Genomic DNA, 17,812 nt, shown 5'->3' with positions numbered 1-17,812 from the left:
CAGGTATGCGCAGGCATACTCCGCGGAAGCTGGCCGCGGAGATGAACGTGGTGCCTTACATCGACGTGATGCTGGTGCTGCTGGTGATCTTCATGGCCACCGCGCCGATGATGACTCAGGGGGTCTCCGTGGACCTGCCCCAGGCCAACAGCGCGCCGCTGCCGACGGAAAATGACGAGCCGGTGATGATCGCGGTGGCCGCCGATGGCGGTTACTACATTAATGTCGGCGACGACAGTGAAGCCGCCACTGACCTGGAAGCCTTGACCCAGCGGGTCACCGCCATTCACAACGAGAAACCGGAAACCTTGTTCCTGGTGCGCGGTGATCAGAACGTGCCCTATGGCAAGGTAGTGGTACTGATGTCGGAGCTGCAAAGCGCCGGTGTCACCAAGCTGGGCCTGGTGACCGACCCAGCGGAGTTGCCATGAGTGACCGTGGGGTAGGCGCGGGGCTGTCCCTGTTCCTGCACCTGTTGGTGCTGGGAATGGTGCTGTTTACCTGGACCTCCGAGCCGGAGCTGCGCCGTCCCCCGAAGATTCCTCCCCATGTGATGGCGGTGGTCACCGATCAGACCGAGCGGGCGGCGGCGCCCACTCGTCCCGAGCCCAAGCAAGAGAAGCCGGCGCCCAAGCCGCAGCCCAAACCAGAGCCGCAGCCTGAACCGAAACCGAAACCGAAACCTGAACCGGAACCCAAGCCGAAACCGGAACCGAAGCCGGAGCCTAAGCCGAAGCCTGAGCCGAAGCCTGAGCCGAAGCCTGAGCCGAAGCCGGAACCCAAACCGAAATCCGAGCAGAAACCGAAGCCCGAACCCAAGCCGGAGCCAAAGAAACCGGAACCGAAACCCAAAGCGGATGCGAAGCCGAAATCGGAGCCGCCGCCCAAATTCGAGCAGCCGGACATGGAGGAACTGCTGGCTCAGGAACGGCTGGAGATGGCTCGTCAGGCTAAGAAGCAGGACCAGGAGAACCCCGGCAGCGGTGACCCGGACAGCAAAGTGGAACAGGAAACCGCCAGCTATATTGACGCCATCTCCTCGGCGGTGGCCCAACGCTGGCGCATTCCCGGCAACTACCGTAACCGGAACGACATCCGTACCCGGGTGCGTATCCGTATGGTTCCCGGTGGGGATGTGGTCAATGTGGATGTGGTGAAGTCCAGCGGTTACCCGGACTTCGATGATTCCGTGGTCAAGGGCGTGCAATTGGCCAGCCCCCTGCCGGTGCCGAAAGGTGACGGTTTTGAAGCGTTCCGAACGCTTGTGCTCGAATTCGAACCTGGAGATGCCAAATGAAGCGACTGATATTGGCCCTGGTCCTGGCGACACTGACGGTGGCCGCGCGGGCCGAGCTGTTGATCAAGGTGACCGAAGGACGGGTGGATGCGGTGCCGATCGCCATCGTGCCTTTTGACGGCGACAACGAGGCACCGGAGCAGGTGTCCGCCATTGTCGAGGCGGACCTGCACCGCAGTGGTCAGTTCAAGCCGCTGCCGGCAAAGAACATGCTCAGCCGGCCGCACACCAAGGACGCGATCATCTACCGGGATTTCCGCGTGCTCGGCCAGGAGTACCTGGTGATCGGCCATACCAAGCCGCGGGACGACGGCCGCTACGAAGTGACCTATGGCCTGTACGACGTGGGCCGCCAGCGTGAACTGTTCAGTGAAAGCTACAGTCCCACCAAAGCGCAATTGCGTGACGTGGCCCACGCCATCTCCGATCGCATCTATGAAGAGCTCACCGGCATTCCTGGTGCCTTCTCCACCAAGATCCTTTATGTCACCCATAACCGTGGCGCCAAGCTGCCTTATCAACTGCAGTACGCCGATGCCGACGGTCATCGGGTGAAGACCATTCTGTCCAGTGCCGAGCCGATCATGAGCCCGTCCTGGTCACCGGATGGCAGCAAAATCGCCTATGTCTCCTTCGAGAACAACGGCAAACCGAACATTTACGTTCACGATCTGGCCAGCGGGCAGCGTTCCGTGGTCAGCCGGGAGCGGGGCATCAACGGCGCTCCGTCCTGGTCACCGGACGGTCAGCGGCTGGTGATCACCCTGTCCAAGGATGGTAATCCGGAACTGTATATGGTGAATGTGAATGGCGGCGGGTTGACCCGGTTGACGGACAACTACGGTATCGATACCGAGGCGCGCTGGATGCCCGACGGCGAGCACGTGGTGTTCACTTCCAGCCGTTCCGGCGGTCCGCAGATCTACATGCTTAACATCAACGACCGGTCCGCCCGGCGGGTCTCCTTCGAGGGCAATTACAACGCCCGTCCGGATGTCACCCCGGACGGCCGGTATCTGGTTTACGTACACCGTCGCAACGGCAGTTTCAACGTCGGTGTGCAGGACCTGCAGCGGGGTACGTTCGATATTGTGACTCAGACCAATATGGATGAGTCGCCCAGTGTTGCGCCTAATGGAAGTATGGTAATTTACGGTACGCAACGTCGCGGCACGGGGGTCCTGGAGGCCGTATCCATCGATGGCAGAGTCAAGGTAGAGCTGCCGTCGAAGGAAGGGGAAGTCAGGGAACCGGCCTGGTCGCCGTTTCTGTAGATGCTGCCTCGCATCTCAGGTGTCCGGCCCAGGGTGAGCCACGCGTCAGCGTTGTCACTGACGGGCCGGGGACGGATGCGGAGGTTTCTCCATAAACGGGTCTCAGTGTTCGAAATTACAGGAAATTAATCAGGAGTTTTGTCATGCGTTCATTCGTCAATCCTTTGTTTGCCGTCATTCTGGCCGGCGTTCTTGCCGCCTGTTCCAGCACGCCCACCGAGCAGGACACGTCCGCCACGGACACCTCCGGCATGGATTCCCAGACCGGTACCACTCAGCCGGTTCAGCGTCCCGAGTCCACCCGCCCTGACACCAGCAGCGTTCCGTTGACCGCGGATAACTTCCATAACCATCCGTCCAACTACGACGGCACCACCGATACTCGTGTGATCTACTTCGCATTCGACAGCAACACCGTTCCGGCGGCTGCTTTCGAAACCCTGCGCGCTCACGCGACTTACCTGAAGAACAACGCCAACGCCAAGCTGCGTCTGGAAGGCCATGCCGACGAGCGCGGTACCCGTGAGTACAACGTGGCTCTGTCCGAGCGTCGTGCCCAGGCGGTACAGAAGTTCCTGCGCGTTCAGGGCGTATCCTCTTCCCAGCTGGAAGTGGTGTCCTACGGTGAAGAGAAGCCCGCCGCTTTCGGTCACAGCGAAATGGACTGGGCGAAAAACCGTCGCGTTGAGCTGAACTACGTGGCAGGCCGTCCGTAAGCCATGATGTTGAAGCAGGCCATCCATAGACTCGGAACACATGGGTTCATCGGTGCCCTGCTTGCGGGGGCCGTGATTACTGCGCAGGCGCAGACCGGCCCTCTGTCCGTGGAGGACCGCGGCGGTTCACGGGGCGGTGCCCGCACCGTCGCCGCGGAATCCACTGGCGGTAACGACGGCGTGATCATGCTGATGCAGCAAATGCAGCAGTATGAGGAACAGCTTCAGGATTTACAGGGTCAGATAGAGCGTCTGCGTCACGAACTGGATCGGCTCAAAGCCGCCGAGCGCGAACGCTATCTGGACCTGGATACCCGAATCAATGCCCTGGCGGAGAGTACCGCGCCGGCTTCGGCCGATGACGAGAACGCCACTGGGGATGGAGAGGAAGGCGGTGAGCCGGCGGTGGACCCACAAGCCGATCGCCAGGCCTACAATGACGCCCAGCGCAAATTGCTGGACCGTGACTTCGAAGGGGCCGTACCAGCCCTGGAAGCCTATCTGAAAGAATATCCGAATGGCCGCTATCGTCCGCAGGCCCATTTCTGGCTGGGTGAAGCCTATTCCAATCTGAAATCGCCAAGACTGACCCAGGCACGGGAACAGTTCTCCAAGGTGGTGGACGATTATCCGGATCACAGCCGGGCGCCCACCAGCCTGTACAAACTGGCCAGCCTGCAGGCGCGGGGTGGCAGTACCGTCCAGGCTCGCGACACTCTGAATCGCCTGGTCAAACAGTATCCGGATTCCTCCGAGGCCGAGCTGGCCAAAGCCATGCTCAAGCAACTGGGCAACTGAACCGCCCGCCCGGCGCCGGGGAGCCCCCGGCGCCTTCTCTGTGTTAGAATGCGCGCCGTTCCGGGGCCTGATCCCGACCCCGAGTGATTCCGCCCTGTTCCGGGCGGCCATCCGTATCCGCCAACAATGAATATGAAGAGCCGCGGCGCAACCCGTATTCGCCGCCGCTCAGGAGCCACAGTGGAACTGCGTATCACCGAGATTTTTCACTCTCTGCAGGGAGAAGCCCGCAGTGTGGGACGGCCCACCGTCTTCGTGCGGCTGACCGGCTGTCCCCAGCGTTGTGTATGGTGTGATACGGAATACGCTTTTCAGGGCGGGCAGAAATGGTCGCTGGACGATATTCTGGAGACCGTGGATGGCTACGGAGCAGGTTATGTCACGGTGACCGGCGGCGAACCGCTGGCGCAACCCAACTGTCTGCCGCTGCTGACGCTTTTGTGCGACCGGGGCTATGAGGTGAGCCTGGAAACCGGCGGCGCCATGGATATCGCCGGAGTGGACGAGCGGGTCTCGGTGGTGATGGATCTGAAGGCGCCGGGCTCTGGTGAGCAGCACAATAATCGGCTGGAAAACATTCCGCTGCTGCGGCCGAACCATCAGGTGAAGTTCGTGCTGGCGGACCGTCGCGACTACGACTGGGCCCGCTTCATGCTTGATCAGCATCAATTGGCGCGGCGGGTGTCCGATGTGCTGTTCTCGCCGGTACAGGGGCAGCTGTCACCGACCGACCTGGCGGACTGGATCGTGCGGGACCGCTTACCGGTACGCTTCCAGATTCAACTGCATAAATTACTGTGGAATGATGCTCAGGGGCGCTGAGCCCCAGGAGCCGCGATGATGGAGAACACAACATGAGCACCGCCGTGGTACTGCTGTCCGGGGGGCTGGATTCCGCCACCTGTCTGGCCATGGCGCGGGCCGACGGGCACCGCTGTCACACCATCGCCTTCGACTATGGCCAGCGCACCCGCTCGGAGTTGGACGCCGCCGAACGGGTTTCCCGCGCTCTGGGCGCGGAGTCTCACCGGGTGATCGAACTGGGGCTGGGAAACATCGGCGGTTCCGCGCTCACCGACCATGACATCGCGGTGCCGGAAGACGTACTGGAAGAAGAGGGCGACGGCATTCCGGTGACCTATGTGCCGGCGCGCAACACGGTGTTTCTGTCGCTGGCGCTGGGACTGGCGGAAGTCCTGGAAGCCGATGTTATTTATATCGGTGTCAACGCGGTGGATTATTCCGGCTACCCGGATTGCCGGCCGGCGTTCATTGAAGCGTTTCAGAACATGGCCAACCTGGCTACCAAGGCCGGGGTGGAAGGGCATCCGATCCGTATCGCTACGCCGCTGATGAATTTGTCCAAGGCGGATATCATTCGGGAAGGGACCCGGCTGGGGCTGGATTATGGTCTCACGGTGTCCTGTTATCAGGCCGACGAAGAGGGGCGGGCCTGTGGACGCTGCGACAGTTGCCGGCTGCGCCGCCAGGGCTTTGAGGAAGCATTGGTCAAAGATCCGACAAAGTATCAGGGAGCATGAAAAAAATCCCGGCTCCCCCCTTGTCATGTCGAAATAAATCCGTATTATTTGCGCCTCGTTCGACGGGTCGTTAGCTCAGTTGGTAGAGCAGTTGGCTTTTAACCAATTGGTCGTAGGTTCGAATCCTACACGACCCACCAATTTCCAAGAGGGCTGCCGCCAGGCAGCCCTTTTTTTTTGGGGCCGCCGTCGTGGCTGTCACTCTATGGGCCGTTGCCGAGCAACGTTAAACATTGCGCCTGGCAATGTTAAGACCACCATGAGCCCGGGATGGCGGCATTTCAGTCTCATTTTATATGCATAAAATGCTTTATTCTGAGCCCGGAAGGCAGTGAATCCGGGGCTCGCGGCGTTTTACACCATACTCTTGACGGCACCCGCCGTGATCCCATCCTTGGCTGTGGTATGATTCGCCCCCCTGGTGGCATCAACATCCTTGATGGCCACCGGGACAGCGACGAGGGTCCGATCCGGACCGATTGTCGGCTTTCCGATCCTCACACGGGGCGGCGATGCGATATGAGTGCTCAGGCTAAAGAACTGGTCCGCGCCCATCTGGCCCATGCCGGTGGCGAGCAGGAGATGACCCTGGAACAGCGGGAATTCTACCGCGAGCGGATTAAAGAGAAGTTACAGGCCCGCGACGCGGTGATGGTGGCGCACTATTACACTGATCCGGAGATCCAGGCTCTGGCCGAGGAAACCGGCGGTTGCGTGGCGGATTCCCTGGAAATGGCCCGCTTCGGCAAGGAGCATCCGGCCAGTACCCTGATCGTGGCCGGTGTGCGTTTCATGGGCGAGACGGCGAAGATTCTCAGCCCGGAAAAGCGGGTGTTCATGCCCACTCTGGAAGCCACCTGTTCCCTGGATATCGGCTGTCCGGAGGATGAGTTCGCCGCCTTCTGCGAACAGCATCCGGACCGTACCGTGGTGGTTTACGCCAACACCTCGGCGGCGGTGAAAGCCCGGGCGGACTGGGTGGTGACGTCTTCCATCGCGGTGGAACTGATCGAGTACCTGGACCAGCGCGGCGAGAAGATTCTATGGGCGCCGGACCAGCACCTGGGGGCCTATGTGCGCGACAAGACCGGTGCCGATGTGCTCTGTTGGGACGGCGCCTGTATCGTCCACGAGGAGTTCAAGGCGCGCGGTGTGGAAGACCTGAAAGCCGCGCATCCCGGTGCCGCCGTGCTGGTGCACCCGGAATCGCCGGCATCGGTGGTGGCCATCGCCGATGTGGTGGGTTCCACCTCGCAGCTGATCAAAGCCGCCACCGAGATGCCCAACGACACCTTCATCGTCGCCACCGACAAGGGCATCTTCTACAAGATGCAGCAGTTGGCGCCGGAGAAGACCTTCATCGAAGCGCCCACCGCCGGCAGCGGCGCCACATGCCGCAGTTGCGCCCATTGTCCGTGGATGGCCATGAACGGTCTGGAAAATACCCTGGCGGTGCTGCAGGATGAAAACGGATGCGGGCAGGAAATCTTCGTCGATCCGGACCTGGCCCGTCGGGCCATGGTGCCTTTGGACCGGATGCTGGATTTCGGCAAGAGCCTGAAACGCTGATCGAATGGGCGGCGGTTCCGGGACTGTGTTCCGGACCGCTGTCAAAATTCCTCTTCGGAAAGCCGCTCCATTTCCTTGAGACGCGCATTCAGAGCGCTGCGCAGGGCAAACTGTCCGCTGGCTTCCTTCAGGGCAAACTGCATTTGTTGCTTGGCCTCGCGGTCCCGGCTGCGGAGGAAAGCGTATTCGGCCCGGCCCCGATGAGCGCGCGCCAGTTCCCCGCTGTTGCCCCAGGCATCCGCCGCCATGGACCACAGCATGGGATCATCCGGGCGCTGCCGTAGTAGAGGTTCCAGCACCGGCACCGCTTTTTCCGGCTGTTTGGAATAAAGATACGCCCGTGCCAGAAGTACCGAGCTGGGGTAGCCCTCCGGGTTGATCTTCTGCACCCACTGGGCCATCTCGATGGCACGGGGATAGTCGCCTTCCGCCAGCGCCACTTCCGCCAGGCCCAGCGGGTACCACAGTTCGGTGCGGTCCTGCTGGCGCAGTTGTTCCAGCTGGCGTCGGGCCAGGTCGTATTTTTTGTCGTACAGGGCCGACATGGCGAGGCCATAGCGGGCCGCCTCCCGCTGCTTGGCGTCGCCGTTGTTCAGCCGTTTCTGGAAGTAGGCTTCGGCACGCTGATAATCGTCGAAGAAGGAGGCCTGGATACGGGCGCGTACCAGCTCGAAGGGCAGGGAGGTCTCCTGTTTCGGGTGAGGCAGGTTACGGGCCCGGGCGCGGCTGTCCGCCACCCGGCTTTCGGTAACCGGGTGAGTGAGCAGAAACTCTGGCGGATCGCCGGCGAATTGTTGCTGCTCCACCAGCCGTTCAAAGAAACGGGGCATGGCGTTCGGGTCCAGGCCGGCCGAGACCAGAGTCTGCATGCCAACCCGGTCGGCTTCGCGTTCGTGGTGGCGGGAGTAGGCCAGTTGAGACTGGATCACCCCGGCCTGGGTGGCGGCCATGCCGGCCATGCCGGCTTGAGCATCGCCGGCCACCGCCACCGCGATGCTGGCCAGCATGGCCGCCAGCATGGCGATGTTGGTGCGCTGGGAATCCACGTAGCGACGGGTAAAATGGCGTTGACTGACGTGGGCGATTTCGTGGGCCACTACACTGGCCACCTCATCCATGGATCCGGCGTTGAGAAACAGGCCGGCGTTGAGGCCGATGACGCCACCGGGCACCGCGAAAGCATTGATGGCCCGGCTGTTGATCACCACGATGGAAAGATTGGGTTCGTGCAGGTCACTGAACGAAGCCAGCCGGTAAACCAGGTTTTCCACGTAGTCTTGTACCAGTGGATCGGTCATGATCGGTGTCTTGCCGCGCAGGCTGCGCAGCCAGCTGCGGCCCAGCCGGTACTCCTGGTCCGTGGACAGCAGCGCCGCCGCCGGGTCACCGAGATCGGGCAGATCCTGGGCGCGGCCGGGTGGCGCGGCGAGCACCACCACCAGGCAAAGTATCAGAGCGTGCATGGCACGGATCACAAAATAACTCCTGATATAAGGATGGCACCCTTTGATGGATGGCACCCGACACAATTCCGAGGATCCGATGACCGTTCATCAGACCCTGGACGCCAGGGGGCTGCAATGCCCCCTGCCGTTACTGAAAACCCGCCAGGCCCTGCGTCATCTGGCGCCGGGGCAGATGTTGCGGGTACTCGCCTCCGATGCCGGTTCGGCAAGGGATATTCCCGCCTATCTTCGACAATCACCTCATGATCTGGTTCGCGATGGCGAGGCGGAGGGCGAATTCGAGTTTTTGATACGCTGTGGGGCCGCCGGTGACGGCGCATAGAGACTGTGTAAATTACACGGAACTATCAACCCCTCCGAGAGCTCTTTACGCCGTGGCGGCGTAAAGGTTATGAACAGGCTCTGATAATCCGATACCCGGTTTTAATAAGGAAGGCACTCGATGTTCAAAGTGTTCAAGGGCTGGATGGAACGCTGGTTTGCCGATGAAGAAGCGGTCTATCTGCTGGTGGCCCTGGTGGGTGGGCTGGCCGTTATCCTGCTGTTCGGCAACATCCTGGCGCCGGTGCTGGCGGCGTTGGTGCTGGCCTATCTGATGCAGGGGCTGGTCAGTGCCCTGGAACGGCGCGGGTTGCCTTCTCTGCTGTCGGTGACGCTGGTGTTCCTGCTGTTCCTTGGCGGCCTGGTGGCCACCCTGGTGGTGCTGTTGCCGATGGTGTGGCAACAGACGGTGATGTTGGTGCGGGATCAGCTTCCTCACGTGCTCAAGAACAGTGAGCAGTGGTTGCGGGCATTGCCAGAGCAATACCCGGAAGTGATTTCCATGGAGCAGGTGAACATCCTGGTCAACTCCGCCCAGCGCGAACTGGCCCAATTCGGACAGGCGGTGCTGTCGTTGTCGCTGTCATCGATTCCCAACTTGTTGGAGATTCTGGTGTTTCTGGTGCTGGTGCCGCTGCTGGTGTTCTTTTTCCTCAAGGACCGGCAGGCACTGGTGTCCTGGCTGCTCGGGCTGCTGCCTTCCCGTCGCAACGTGCTGGGCCGGGTTTGGCAGGAGATGGACGGCCAGATCGCCAACTATGTGCGTGGCAAGGCCATCGAAATCCTGGTGGTGGGAACGGCGAGTTTCGTGGCGTTCCTGTTACTGGATCTCAATTACGCGCTATTGCTGGCGGTGATGGTGGGTTTGTCGGTCATTGTCCCCTATGTGGGGGCCACCCTGGTGACCTTGCCGGTGGCGGCGGTGGGCTATGCCCAGTTCGGCTGGAGCGGAGACTTCGCCCTGGTGATGGTGATATACGGGGTGATTCAGTTCCTGGACGGCAACATCCTGGTGCCGCTGCTGTTTTCCGAAGCGGTCAATCTGCACCCGGTGGCGATCATCGTCGCCATTCTGTTCTTCGGCGGGATCTGGGGGCTGTGGGGGGTGTTCTTCGCCATTCCGTTGGCCACGCTGCTGAAAGCGGTGCTCAACGCCTGGCCGCGGGAGGAGAAGGAAAAGCCCCAGGAACTACCCGCAGCCGAATAATGGGGGGGTCAAGGTGCCTCTTGCCAGGAGAGGAGAGCCGACGGTCAGCGTTCCAGGACACGCTACAAGCACATCCATGTGGGCTCGTGTTTGGCCTTCCCTGGCCAAACACGGTCCTGGAACGCTGACCGCCGACTCTCCCCGGGCTCAGAGCGTTTTTGCCGCTTCCAGCACCTCGTCCACGTGGTCCTTGACCTTGACCTTGCGCCATTCCTTGCGCAGTACGCCCTTGGCGTCGATCAGGAAGGTGCTGCGTTCGATGCCTTCGAATTCCTTGCCGTACATCTTCTTCAGTTTGATCACGTCGAACAGACGGCAGACGGTCTCGTCCTCGTCACTGATCAACTCGAAGGGAAAGGCCTGCTTGGCCTTGAAGTTTTCGTGGCGGCGTAGGGAATCCTTGGAGATGCCGAACACCTCGCAGCCGGCTTTCTGGAAGGCGGCATACTGATCGCGGAAGTTCTGGCCCTCGGTGGTGCAGCCGGGGGTGCTGTCTTTCGGGTAGAAGTACAGCACCAGATTCCGGCCCTGCCAGTCACTGAGAGTGAAGGTGGTGTCGCTGGTGGCTGGAGCGGAAAAGTCGGGGACCGGCTTGTCCAGTTCTACGGTCATGGGGCGTCTGTCCTCTATCGTTTCGGGGTCATGGTGGCGTCCAGGTTGCGGCCTTCGCAGAAGTCCAGGAAGGCCTCGCGCAGGCGTGCCACCGAGTGTTCGGTGGGAATACTCAGTGCCAGGTGCAGTCGGAACATGGCGGTGCCGGTATGGGGCGCGGCGTAGGTGCCGGTGGTGAGGTCGGCGATATTGATGCCGCGTCCGGAGAAGAACTCGGCGATTTCATGGACGATGCCCGGGTGGTCCATGGCCACGACCTCGACCTCGTAGGGCAGCGCCTGCTGCCCGGTATCGCCGCTGCGGGTGCGTTTCAGCGTCAACGCCAGATCCAGCTTGCCTTCCAGGGTGGCGCGGTCCTGTTCCAGACGCGCCAGGGCATCTTCCTCCGCCGCCACCAGCATCAGCACCGCGAACTCGCCGCCCAGCAGGGTCATGCGCGAGTCCAGAATGTTGCCGCCGTACTCCAGCACGGTCCTGGACAGGGCATGGACGATGCCCGGCCGGTCGGAGCCAAGGGCGGAAATGACGATCAGTGACTCAGTGGCCATGATGGGATCCTCGCAAGCGTAAAAACTTGCTAACGTCGGTGGAACGTCGGCAAGCGGGAAGGCAGTAGCTTAACGCTACTGGTCGGGGACCGAAACCTCGCTCCGATGCTCCGGGAATGTTCCGGGAATGCCCCGTGCCGGTGCCTTTTCCGGCGAATTGATATTGTTCAGGCCAAGCGCGGAGGGGTACCATACGCGGTTTGGGGAACCACGGTTCTCAAGCGTCTGTGCGCTAAAACGAACAGGCTCTCAACGGGCCAGGCAGGAGATGACGGCATGATTCGCGGCAGTATTGTGGCGCTGGTCACCCCGATGCGGGAAGACGGCTCGGTGGACTGGGAGCGGTTGCGTAACCTGGTCGACTGGCACGTCGAGCAGGGCACCCACGCCATCGTGGCGGTGGGCACCACCGGTGAATCCGCTACCCTCGGCTTCGAGGAACACGACAGCGTGATCCGTGAGGTGGTGGCCGTGGCCAATAAACGGATTCCGGTCATCGCCGGTACCGGGGCCAATAATACCGAGGAAGCCATTCGCCTGACCCGTGACGCCAAACGCGACGGCGCCGATGCCTGCCTGCTGGTGACCCCGTACTACAACAAGCCGCCCCAGGAAGGCCTGTATCAGCACTTTCTGGCCGTGGCGCGGGCGGTGGATATTCCCCAGATCCTGTACAACGTGCCCGGGCGCACCTCCTGTGATCTGTTGCCGGAGACAGTGGAGCGCCTGTGCCGGGTGCCGAACATCGTCGGCATCAAGGAAGCCACCGGTAATCTGGAACGGGCGCGGGAGATCCGTGAACGCTGCGGCCCGGATTTCATGGTCTATTCCGGTGACGACGCCACCGCTTGCGAGCTGATGCTGGCTGGCGGCGATGGCAACATTTCCGTCACCGCCAACGTGGCGCCGGCGAAAATGGCGCGGCTCTGTGACGCGGCGCTGAGTGGCGATGCTGATGGTGCCCGTGCATTGAATGCGGAACTTGAGCCCCTGAATCGTGATCTGTTTATCGAAGCGAACCCGATCCCCGTGAAATGGGCGCTTTATGAGATGGGGATGATCGACCGGGGAATCCGGTTGCCCCTGGTTACATTGTCGGAGGCCGCACAACCGCGCTTGCGTGAAACGCTGCGTCGTAGCGGGCTCCTGGAGGCATGATGCAGCGCTGGCTTACTGTTGTCGCGCTGGCCACCACGGGTATGGTGGCCGGCTGTGGTTTGATTCCGAATCAAAGTCTGAAGTATCGCGAAGCCGAGGTGGTGGAACCGATGACCGTGCCGGACGGCTGGGTCTTCATCGGCCAATCCCCTCTGTATGAAGTGCCGGACGCCGATCAGCGGCTCACCGCCGAGGATGGCGAACGCAGCTTCCAGGCACCGAAACCGCCGGATCTGGTCGGCGCGGTGCCGGAAGGCGGCGACCAGACGCCGGTGCCGGCGTCGCCGGCCGGCGCCAGGGCGGTGCTGGCGAAGGACGGTACCGGTTACCCGATCATCATGATGCCGGACCGCTATGCGCAAGCCTGGGAAAGCGTGGGGCAGGCTCTGACGCAGACTGATCTGCGCGTCACCGACCGTAACCGCGACCAGGGCGTGTTCTTCCTCACCACGCCGGAACGTTATCAGCTCCAGCCGGCGGAGGCTCAGCTCAAGCTCAGCCATACCACCAATGGTATTCAGGTGGCCCTGATGAACGCCGAAGGCACCGCGCTGGCGGATAAAGCCGGGAGCCTGGCGGTATTGGAAAGTCTGTACGGCGAGCTGCAACGTATCGGCTCGGGTATCCGGCGCTAGGCGCCGGCGGAAGGCCGCGGTGCGCCTGGCTTCCCTGGGCAGTGGCAGTAAAGGCAACGGCACCCTGGTGTCCGCCGGCGACTGCCTGGTGCTGGTGGATTGCGGCTTTACCGTCAAGGAAACCGAGCGCCGCCTGGCCAAGCGCGGTCTTGGCGGCGCCGATCTCGGTGCCATTCTGGTCACCCACGAGCATGGCGATCACATTCGCGGCGTGGGCGCCTTGGCCCGCCGGTACCGGCTTCCGGTTTACAGCACCTTTGGCACCGCTCGGGCGGTAACCGGAAAAGCGGCGGATCTCCATCGCTGTGACTGGCATGAAGTGCGCCCCGGACGGCCCTTCCAGATAGGTGCCCTGGCGGTGACGCCGGTGACCGTGCCGCACGATGCCCGTGAGCCGTGCCAATACCGGTTCTCATGGCGGCAACGGGAGGTGGGCGTGCTCACCGACCTGGGCTCGGTAACCCCGCACGTGCTGCAGGCCTATGCGGAATGCGACGCGCTGGTGCTGGAATGTAACCACGAGCCGGAATTGCTCGCCAACGGCCCTTACCCGCCGTCGCTGAAGCGCCGGGTCGGGGGGCATCTGGGGCACTTGAGCAATCAGCAGGCGGCGGCGATGCTGGCACAGTGCAATGTGGATCGCTTGCAACATCTCGTGCTGTCGCACTTGAGCGAGCAAAATAACACTCCCGATCATGCTCTGTGGGAGATCCATCAGGTCATGGAGCAGGGCCGGGAGCGAATTCAGGTGGCCAGCCAGACCGGCGGGTTTGACTGGCTGGATGTTTCCTAGCGCAGGATCACGAGGTCAAAGCAGGTACCCCATGGAAAAACGTGACGAACTCTACGCCGGCAAGGCCAAGTCCGTATACACCACCGACGACGCCGACAAGCTGGTGATCGTGTTTCGCAACGACACCTCTGCTTTTGACGGCAAGAAGAAAGAGGCGCTGGACCGTAAGGGCGCGGTGAACAATCAGTTCAACGCCGCCATCATGGAAAAGCTCCAGGCCGCCGGTATTCCCACGCACTTCGAGAAGCTGCTGTCCAACAACGAATGCGTGGTGAAGAAGCTGGAGATGATCCCGCTGGAATGCGTGGTGCGTAACATCGCCGCCGGGTCCATCGTGCGCCGCCTGGGCGTGGAGGAGGGCAAGGAACTGAATCCGCCCACTTTCGAGCTGTTCCTCAAGGACGACGCCCTCGGTGATCCGATGGTCAACGAATATCACGCGCGCAGCTTCGGCTGGGCCGAACCCGAGCACCTGGAAAAAATGAAGGAATTGACCTTCAAGGTGAACGACGTGCTCAAGCAGCTGTTCCTGGACGCCAACATGCTGCTGGTGGACTACAAACTGGAGTTCGGTCTGTTTCACGGCGAGGTGGTGCTGGGCGACGAGTTCTCCCCGGACGGCTGCCGCCTGTGGGACAAGGACACCCGTGAGAAAATGGACAAGGACCGTTTCCGTCAGGGGCTGGGCAATGTGGTGGAGGCCTATGAAGAGGTGGGCCACCGCCTCGGTATCACCTTCCAGTACGACTGACCCGGCCTGAATTCCATCGCGGTCCTTTTCCGCTACGGGAGAGGACCGTGATTGTTGCCCGTTCCCGCCTGCCCGTTTCCTCTCCCGCCCACCCCTGGGGCCTGCTTCCAGCGCCATATCAGTGCGTTCGGCGTTACGGTTTTGCACAAGGTAACGAAAATTTCACAATGTGCTGAAGCTGCCTGGCGCAAGTTGTTGTTTTTTCTTGGGTCGATATTTAACTCCTTGATTTAAAAGGAGTTTAATTTTATGGATACTTTTTCGTCATTCTGTCGAAATGTCAGGGTAAATGGGGCCTGGCGACAGTTGATGACAGTCTGTGCACAGAGTTATCCACAGATTCTGTGAGTAACTTGCCGGTGCATAAACCCTGATCAATTTCAGCCGCCGTGCAGTCCCAGGGCGTTCATGAACAGGCGCATCAAACCGGCGGCGAAACCGAGCGCCAGCACACTGGCACTCCAGATCAGCGCCATCCATCCCAGCCGTTTCGGCCAGGAGGGCGAGGCGGCTTTGGTGGTTTGAGCGTGTTCCATTTGCTGGCTTGCCATCAGTGGTAACCGTCCTCCGGCCGGACTTTGCCACGGAACACGTAGTAAGCCAGGGCCGTGTACATCAGGATGAAGGGGATAATGAACAAGGCCCCCACCAGGGTGAAGCCGAGGCTTTGTGGTGGCGCGGCGGCCTCCCACAGCGTCACGTCCGGTGGCAGGATGTGCGGCCAGCCGCTTACCGCCAGGCCACTGTAGCCGAGGAAGATCAATATCAGGGTGTAAATGAATGGCGAAACCTGGGCGCCCTGTTGCAATCCCTTGAGCATGAGCGTGGCGCATAACACCACCAGCAATGGAATCGGCGAGAACCAGAAAACATTGGGAAAGCTGAACCAGCGCTCGGCGATTTGCGGGTGCGCGATTGGCGTCCACACGCTGATAACGGTAATCAGGGCCAGCATCACCCAGGTCAGCGGATAGGTCAGGCGGCGCATGCGGTCTTGCAGGGGACCTTCGGTTTTCATCAGCAGCCAGGTGCTGCCCAGCAAGGCGTAGGCGAACACCAGGCCAACCCCGGTGAACAGCGGGAAAGGCGCGAACCAATCGAAAGCGCCACCGGTGTAGGTACCGTTCTCCATCGGCAGGCCGTTGATGAAGGCACCCAACACCACACCCTGAAAGAAGGTGGCTGCCAGCGAACCGCCGATGAACGCCTTGTCCCATATCGGCCGCTCGTGCTCGCGGGCCTTGAAGCGGAACTCAAAAGCGATGCCGCGGAAGATCAGCCCCAGCAGCATGAAAATCAACGGCAGGTAGAGCGCGGTGAGGACCACCGAGTAGACCATCGGGAAGGCGGCGAACAGGCCGGCACCGCCGAGCACCAGCCAGGTCTCGTTGCCATCCCAGACCGGCGCCACCGTGTTCATGGCCACGTCCCGATCATGCTTGTCCGGCAAAAACGGATAGAGGATACCGATGCCGAGATCGAAGCCGTCCATGATCACATACATCATCACCCCGAAGCCGATGATGAGGGCCCACAGTAAAGGAAGATCGATACCCATGGTTCAGCTCCTGGTGTGCGGTTGTGGATGCCCGGCATCGCCGTCGTCGTCCTCCACGGCGGACAAGGGCCGCATGGGCTGGCGATACTGGCCGGGGCCGCCATGGGCTTCCCGTTCTCCTTCGCTGATCACCGGCCCCTTGCGCACCAATCGCAGCATGTAGGCGATGCCGGCGCCGAACACGAAAAGATAGACCAGTACGAACAGCGACAAGGACAGCGCCAGTTGGCCTGGAGGATGGGGAGATACGGCATCGGCGGTGCGGAGCAGCCCGTACACCACCCAGGGCTGACGGCCCACTTCGGTGGTGTACCACCCGGCCAGAATGGCGACCAGGCCGGCGGGGCCCATTACCAGCGCGAAGCGCAGCAGCCAGGGATGGTCATAGAGGCGTCCGCGCCAGCGCTGCCACAGGGCGTAGCCTCCAAGCGCGATCATCAACAATCCAAGACCGACCATCACCCGGAACGACCAGAACACCACCGGCACATTGGGGCGATCTTCCGCTGGAAAATCCTTCAAGCCGGCGATGGCGCCGTCCCAGCTGTGTGTCAGGATCAGACTGGCGAGTCGCGGAATCTCCACGGCGAAACGGGTGGTTTCCGCTTCCATGTCCGGCCAGCCGAACAGGATCATCGGTACCCCCTCGCCAGCCGCGTGTTCGTCGCCGCCCCAATGGCCCTCCATGGCGGCTACCTTGGCTGGCTGATGTTCCAGGGTGTTCAAACCGTGAGCATCGCCGATCAGCGCCTGGATCGGCGCCACCACGATCAGCATCCACATGGCCATGGAGAACATCTTTTTCACCGCCGGATTATCGCGTCGCCGCAGCAGGTGCCAGGCGGCGGAAGCGCCGACGAACAGGGCGGTGGCAAGGAAGGCGGCCACACTCATGTGCAGCAGGCGGTAGGGGAAGGAGGGGTTGAAGATGACCTCGAACCAGTTCACTGGCACCACCACGCCGTCGATGATCTCGTGCCCCTGGGGGGTTTGCATCCAACTGTTGGAAGCCAGGATCCAGAACGTGGAAATCAGAGTGCCGATCGCCACCACCACGGTGGAGAAGAAATGCAGGCCGGGGCCCACCCGGTTCCAGCCGAACAGCATGATGCCGAGAAAACCCGCCTCCAGGAAAAAGGCCGTCAACACTTCATAGGTCAACAGCGGGCCGGTGATGCTGCCCGCGAACTCGGAAAAGAAGCTCCAGTTGGTGCCGAACTGGTAGGCCATGACCAGGCCCGAGACCACGCCCATGCCGAAGTTGACAGCGAACACCTTGCTCCAGAAATGGTAGAGATCGCGGTAGACGGTGTCCTTTCGATACAGCCAGAGCCCTTCGAGTACCGCCAGATAACTGGCCAGACCAATGGTGATGGCGGGAAAAATGATATGGAACGAGATGGTGAAGGCGAACTGCAGACGGGCAAGGTCCAGCGCCAGGGCGTCAGACATGGGCGTACTCCTTCCGGCGGCAATGGGGCTCACGCCCCGGCCCAACGGGCAAAGAATCGGGTGGCGTCGCCGCCCCCGTTCAAGAATCCTCTAAAGGCTAGCAAGAAGGGCGGATG

Annotated in this window: 20 protein-coding genes and 1 tRNA gene; 15 read left to right on the top strand and 6 right to left on the bottom strand. The window is 61.5% G+C overall.

Annotation, left to right across the window (positions count from 1 at the left end; all coding sequences use genetic code 11):
- Positions 1-5: 5 nt before the first annotated feature.
- The 9 genes from tolR to nadA all read left to right on the top strand — a co-directional run bounded on the left by tolR (position 6) and on the right by nadA (position 7,195).
- Positions 6-431 (top strand): protein TolR, encoded by a 426-nt coding sequence (gene tolR, locus RYH70_RS14260; RefSeq protein WP_022996144.1) that lies wholly within the window; start codon positions 6-8, stop codon positions 429-431.
- Complete coding sequence (locus RYH70_RS14255; RefSeq protein ID WP_080531314.1) at positions 428-1,297, top strand: TonB family protein; 870 nt, start codon at positions 428-430, stop codon at positions 1,295-1,297. The genes tolR and RYH70_RS14255 overlap by 4 nt, the downstream gene beginning before the upstream one ends.
- Entirely contained in the window at positions 1,294-2,571 is a 1,278-nt protein-coding gene (gene tolB / locus RYH70_RS14250) for a Tol-Pal system beta propeller repeat protein TolB (protein WP_022996142.1), read from the top strand. The genes RYH70_RS14255 and tolB overlap by 4 nt, the downstream gene beginning before the upstream one ends.
- Before the next feature lie 143 nt (positions 2,572-2,714).
- Complete coding sequence (gene pal / locus RYH70_RS14245; RefSeq protein WP_022996141.1) at positions 2,715-3,287, top strand: peptidoglycan-associated lipoprotein Pal; 573 nt, start codon at positions 2,715-2,717, stop codon at positions 3,285-3,287.
- A 72-nt stretch (positions 3,288-3,359) separates the two neighbouring features.
- The gene (gene ybgF / locus RYH70_RS14240; protein ID WP_233918259.1) at positions 3,360-4,085 is read left to right on the top strand and encodes a tol-pal system protein YbgF; all 726 of its coding nucleotides are present in this window, start codon (positions 3,360-3,362) and stop codon (positions 4,083-4,085) included.
- Positions 4,086-4,265: 180 nt separating this feature from the next.
- Positions 4,266-4,907 carry a 7-carboxy-7-deazaguanine synthase QueE gene (queE, locus tag RYH70_RS14235; protein WP_022996139.1) on the top strand — a complete coding sequence of 214 codons (642 nt, stop codon included), beginning with the start codon at positions 4,266-4,268 and terminating at the stop codon, positions 4,905-4,907.
- Positions 4,908-4,939: 32 nt separating this feature from the next.
- On the top strand, positions 4,940-5,626 hold the full coding sequence (gene queC / locus RYH70_RS14230) for a 7-cyano-7-deazaguanine synthase QueC (protein WP_063140258.1): 687 nt from the start codon (positions 4,940-4,942) through the stop codon (positions 5,624-5,626).
- A 64-nt stretch (positions 5,627-5,690) separates the two neighbouring features.
- A tRNA-Lys gene (locus RYH70_RS14225) sits at positions 5,691-5,766 on the top strand.
- Positions 5,767-6,145: 379 nt separating this feature from the next.
- A complete protein-coding gene (nadA, locus tag RYH70_RS14220) occupies positions 6,146-7,195 on the top strand; it encodes a quinolinate synthase NadA (RefSeq protein ID WP_026949690.1) in 1,050 nt (349 codons plus the stop codon).
- A 41-nt stretch (positions 7,196-7,236) separates the two neighbouring features.
- Here nadA and RYH70_RS14215 read toward each other — a convergent pair whose 3' ends face one another.
- Positions 7,237-8,670 (bottom strand): M48 family metalloprotease, encoded by a 1,434-nt coding sequence (locus RYH70_RS14215; RefSeq protein ID WP_317009314.1) that lies wholly within the window; start codon positions 8,668-8,670, stop codon positions 7,237-7,239.
- Between the two features lie 34 nt (positions 8,671-8,704).
- On the opposite strand from RYH70_RS14215, the gene RYH70_RS14210 reads away from it, so the two are divergent.
- Positions 8,705-8,983, top strand: a complete 279-nt coding sequence (locus RYH70_RS14210; RefSeq protein ID WP_022996134.1) for a sulfurtransferase TusA family protein — start codon at positions 8,705-8,707, stop codon at positions 8,981-8,983.
- Positions 8,984-9,103: 120 nt separating this feature from the next.
- On the top strand, positions 9,104-10,189 hold the full coding sequence (locus RYH70_RS14205) for an AI-2E family transporter (RefSeq protein WP_022996133.1): 1,086 nt from the start codon (positions 9,104-9,106) through the stop codon (positions 10,187-10,189).
- A 147-nt stretch (positions 10,190-10,336) separates the two neighbouring features.
- On the opposite strand, the gene RYH70_RS14200 is transcribed toward RYH70_RS14205, so the two are convergent.
- The gene (locus RYH70_RS14200; RefSeq protein WP_022996132.1) at positions 10,337-10,801 is read right to left on the bottom strand and encodes a peroxiredoxin; all 465 of its coding nucleotides are present in this window, start codon (positions 10,799-10,801) and stop codon (positions 10,337-10,339) included.
- A gap of 14 nt (positions 10,802-10,815) precedes the next feature.
- Positions 10,816-11,349, bottom strand: coding sequence for a glycine cleavage system protein R (locus RYH70_RS14195; protein WP_022996131.1), 534 nt, complete (start codon positions 11,347-11,349; stop codon positions 10,816-10,818).
- Positions 11,350-11,625: 276 nt separating this feature from the next.
- Here RYH70_RS14195 and dapA point away from each other — a divergent pair, with 276 nt between their 5' ends.
- Genes dapA through purC form a run of 4 tightly spaced genes read left to right on the top strand, consistent with a single transcriptional unit; the run spans position 11,626 to position 14,686 of the window.
- Positions 11,626-12,507 (top strand): 4-hydroxy-tetrahydrodipicolinate synthase, encoded by an 882-nt coding sequence (gene dapA, locus RYH70_RS14190; RefSeq protein WP_022996130.1) that lies wholly within the window; start codon positions 11,626-11,628, stop codon positions 12,505-12,507.
- A complete protein-coding gene (gene bamC, locus RYH70_RS14185) occupies positions 12,504-13,142 on the top strand; it encodes an outer membrane protein assembly factor BamC (protein WP_258954037.1) in 639 nt (212 codons plus the stop codon). The genes dapA and bamC overlap by 4 nt, the downstream gene beginning before the upstream one ends.
- 19 nt (positions 13,143-13,161) lie before the next feature.
- Positions 13,162-13,935: an MBL fold metallo-hydrolase gene (locus RYH70_RS14180; RefSeq protein ID WP_317009313.1), complete on the top strand. Its 774-nt coding sequence runs from the start codon at positions 13,162-13,164 to the stop codon at positions 13,933-13,935.
- Between the two features lie 31 nt (positions 13,936-13,966).
- Positions 13,967-14,686: a phosphoribosylaminoimidazolesuccinocarboxamide synthase gene (gene purC, locus RYH70_RS14175; protein WP_022996127.1), complete on the top strand. Its 720-nt coding sequence runs from the start codon at positions 13,967-13,969 to the stop codon at positions 14,684-14,686.
- Between the two features lie 380 nt (positions 14,687-15,066).
- Here purC and RYH70_RS14170 read toward each other — a convergent pair whose 3' ends face one another.
- From RYH70_RS14170 to RYH70_RS14160, 3 genes are read right to left on the bottom strand one after another with little or no spacing between them, the layout of a single operon-like run.
- A complete protein-coding gene (locus RYH70_RS14170) occupies positions 15,067-15,237 on the bottom strand; it encodes a DUF2474 domain-containing protein (RefSeq protein ID WP_022996126.1) in 171 nt (56 codons plus the stop codon).
- A complete protein-coding gene (gene cydB / locus RYH70_RS14165; RefSeq protein WP_022996125.1) occupies positions 15,237-16,244 on the bottom strand; it encodes a cytochrome d ubiquinol oxidase subunit II in 1,008 nt (335 codons plus the stop codon). Before cydB ends, RYH70_RS14170 begins: the two co-directional genes overlap by 1 nt.
- 3 nt (positions 16,245-16,247) lie before the next feature.
- The gene (locus RYH70_RS14160) at positions 16,248-17,696 is read right to left on the bottom strand and encodes a cytochrome ubiquinol oxidase subunit I (RefSeq protein ID WP_022996124.1); all 1,449 of its coding nucleotides are present in this window, start codon (positions 17,694-17,696) and stop codon (positions 16,248-16,250) included.
- Positions 17,697-17,812: the final 116 nt, after the last annotated feature.

It is taken from the genome of Alloalcanivorax xenomutans (assembly GCF_032810065.1).
Classification (GTDB): domain Bacteria; phylum Pseudomonadota; class Gammaproteobacteria; order Pseudomonadales; family Alcanivoracaceae; genus Alloalcanivorax; species Alloalcanivorax xenomutans.
This window is presented reverse-complemented; position numbering and strand designations above follow the sequence as displayed.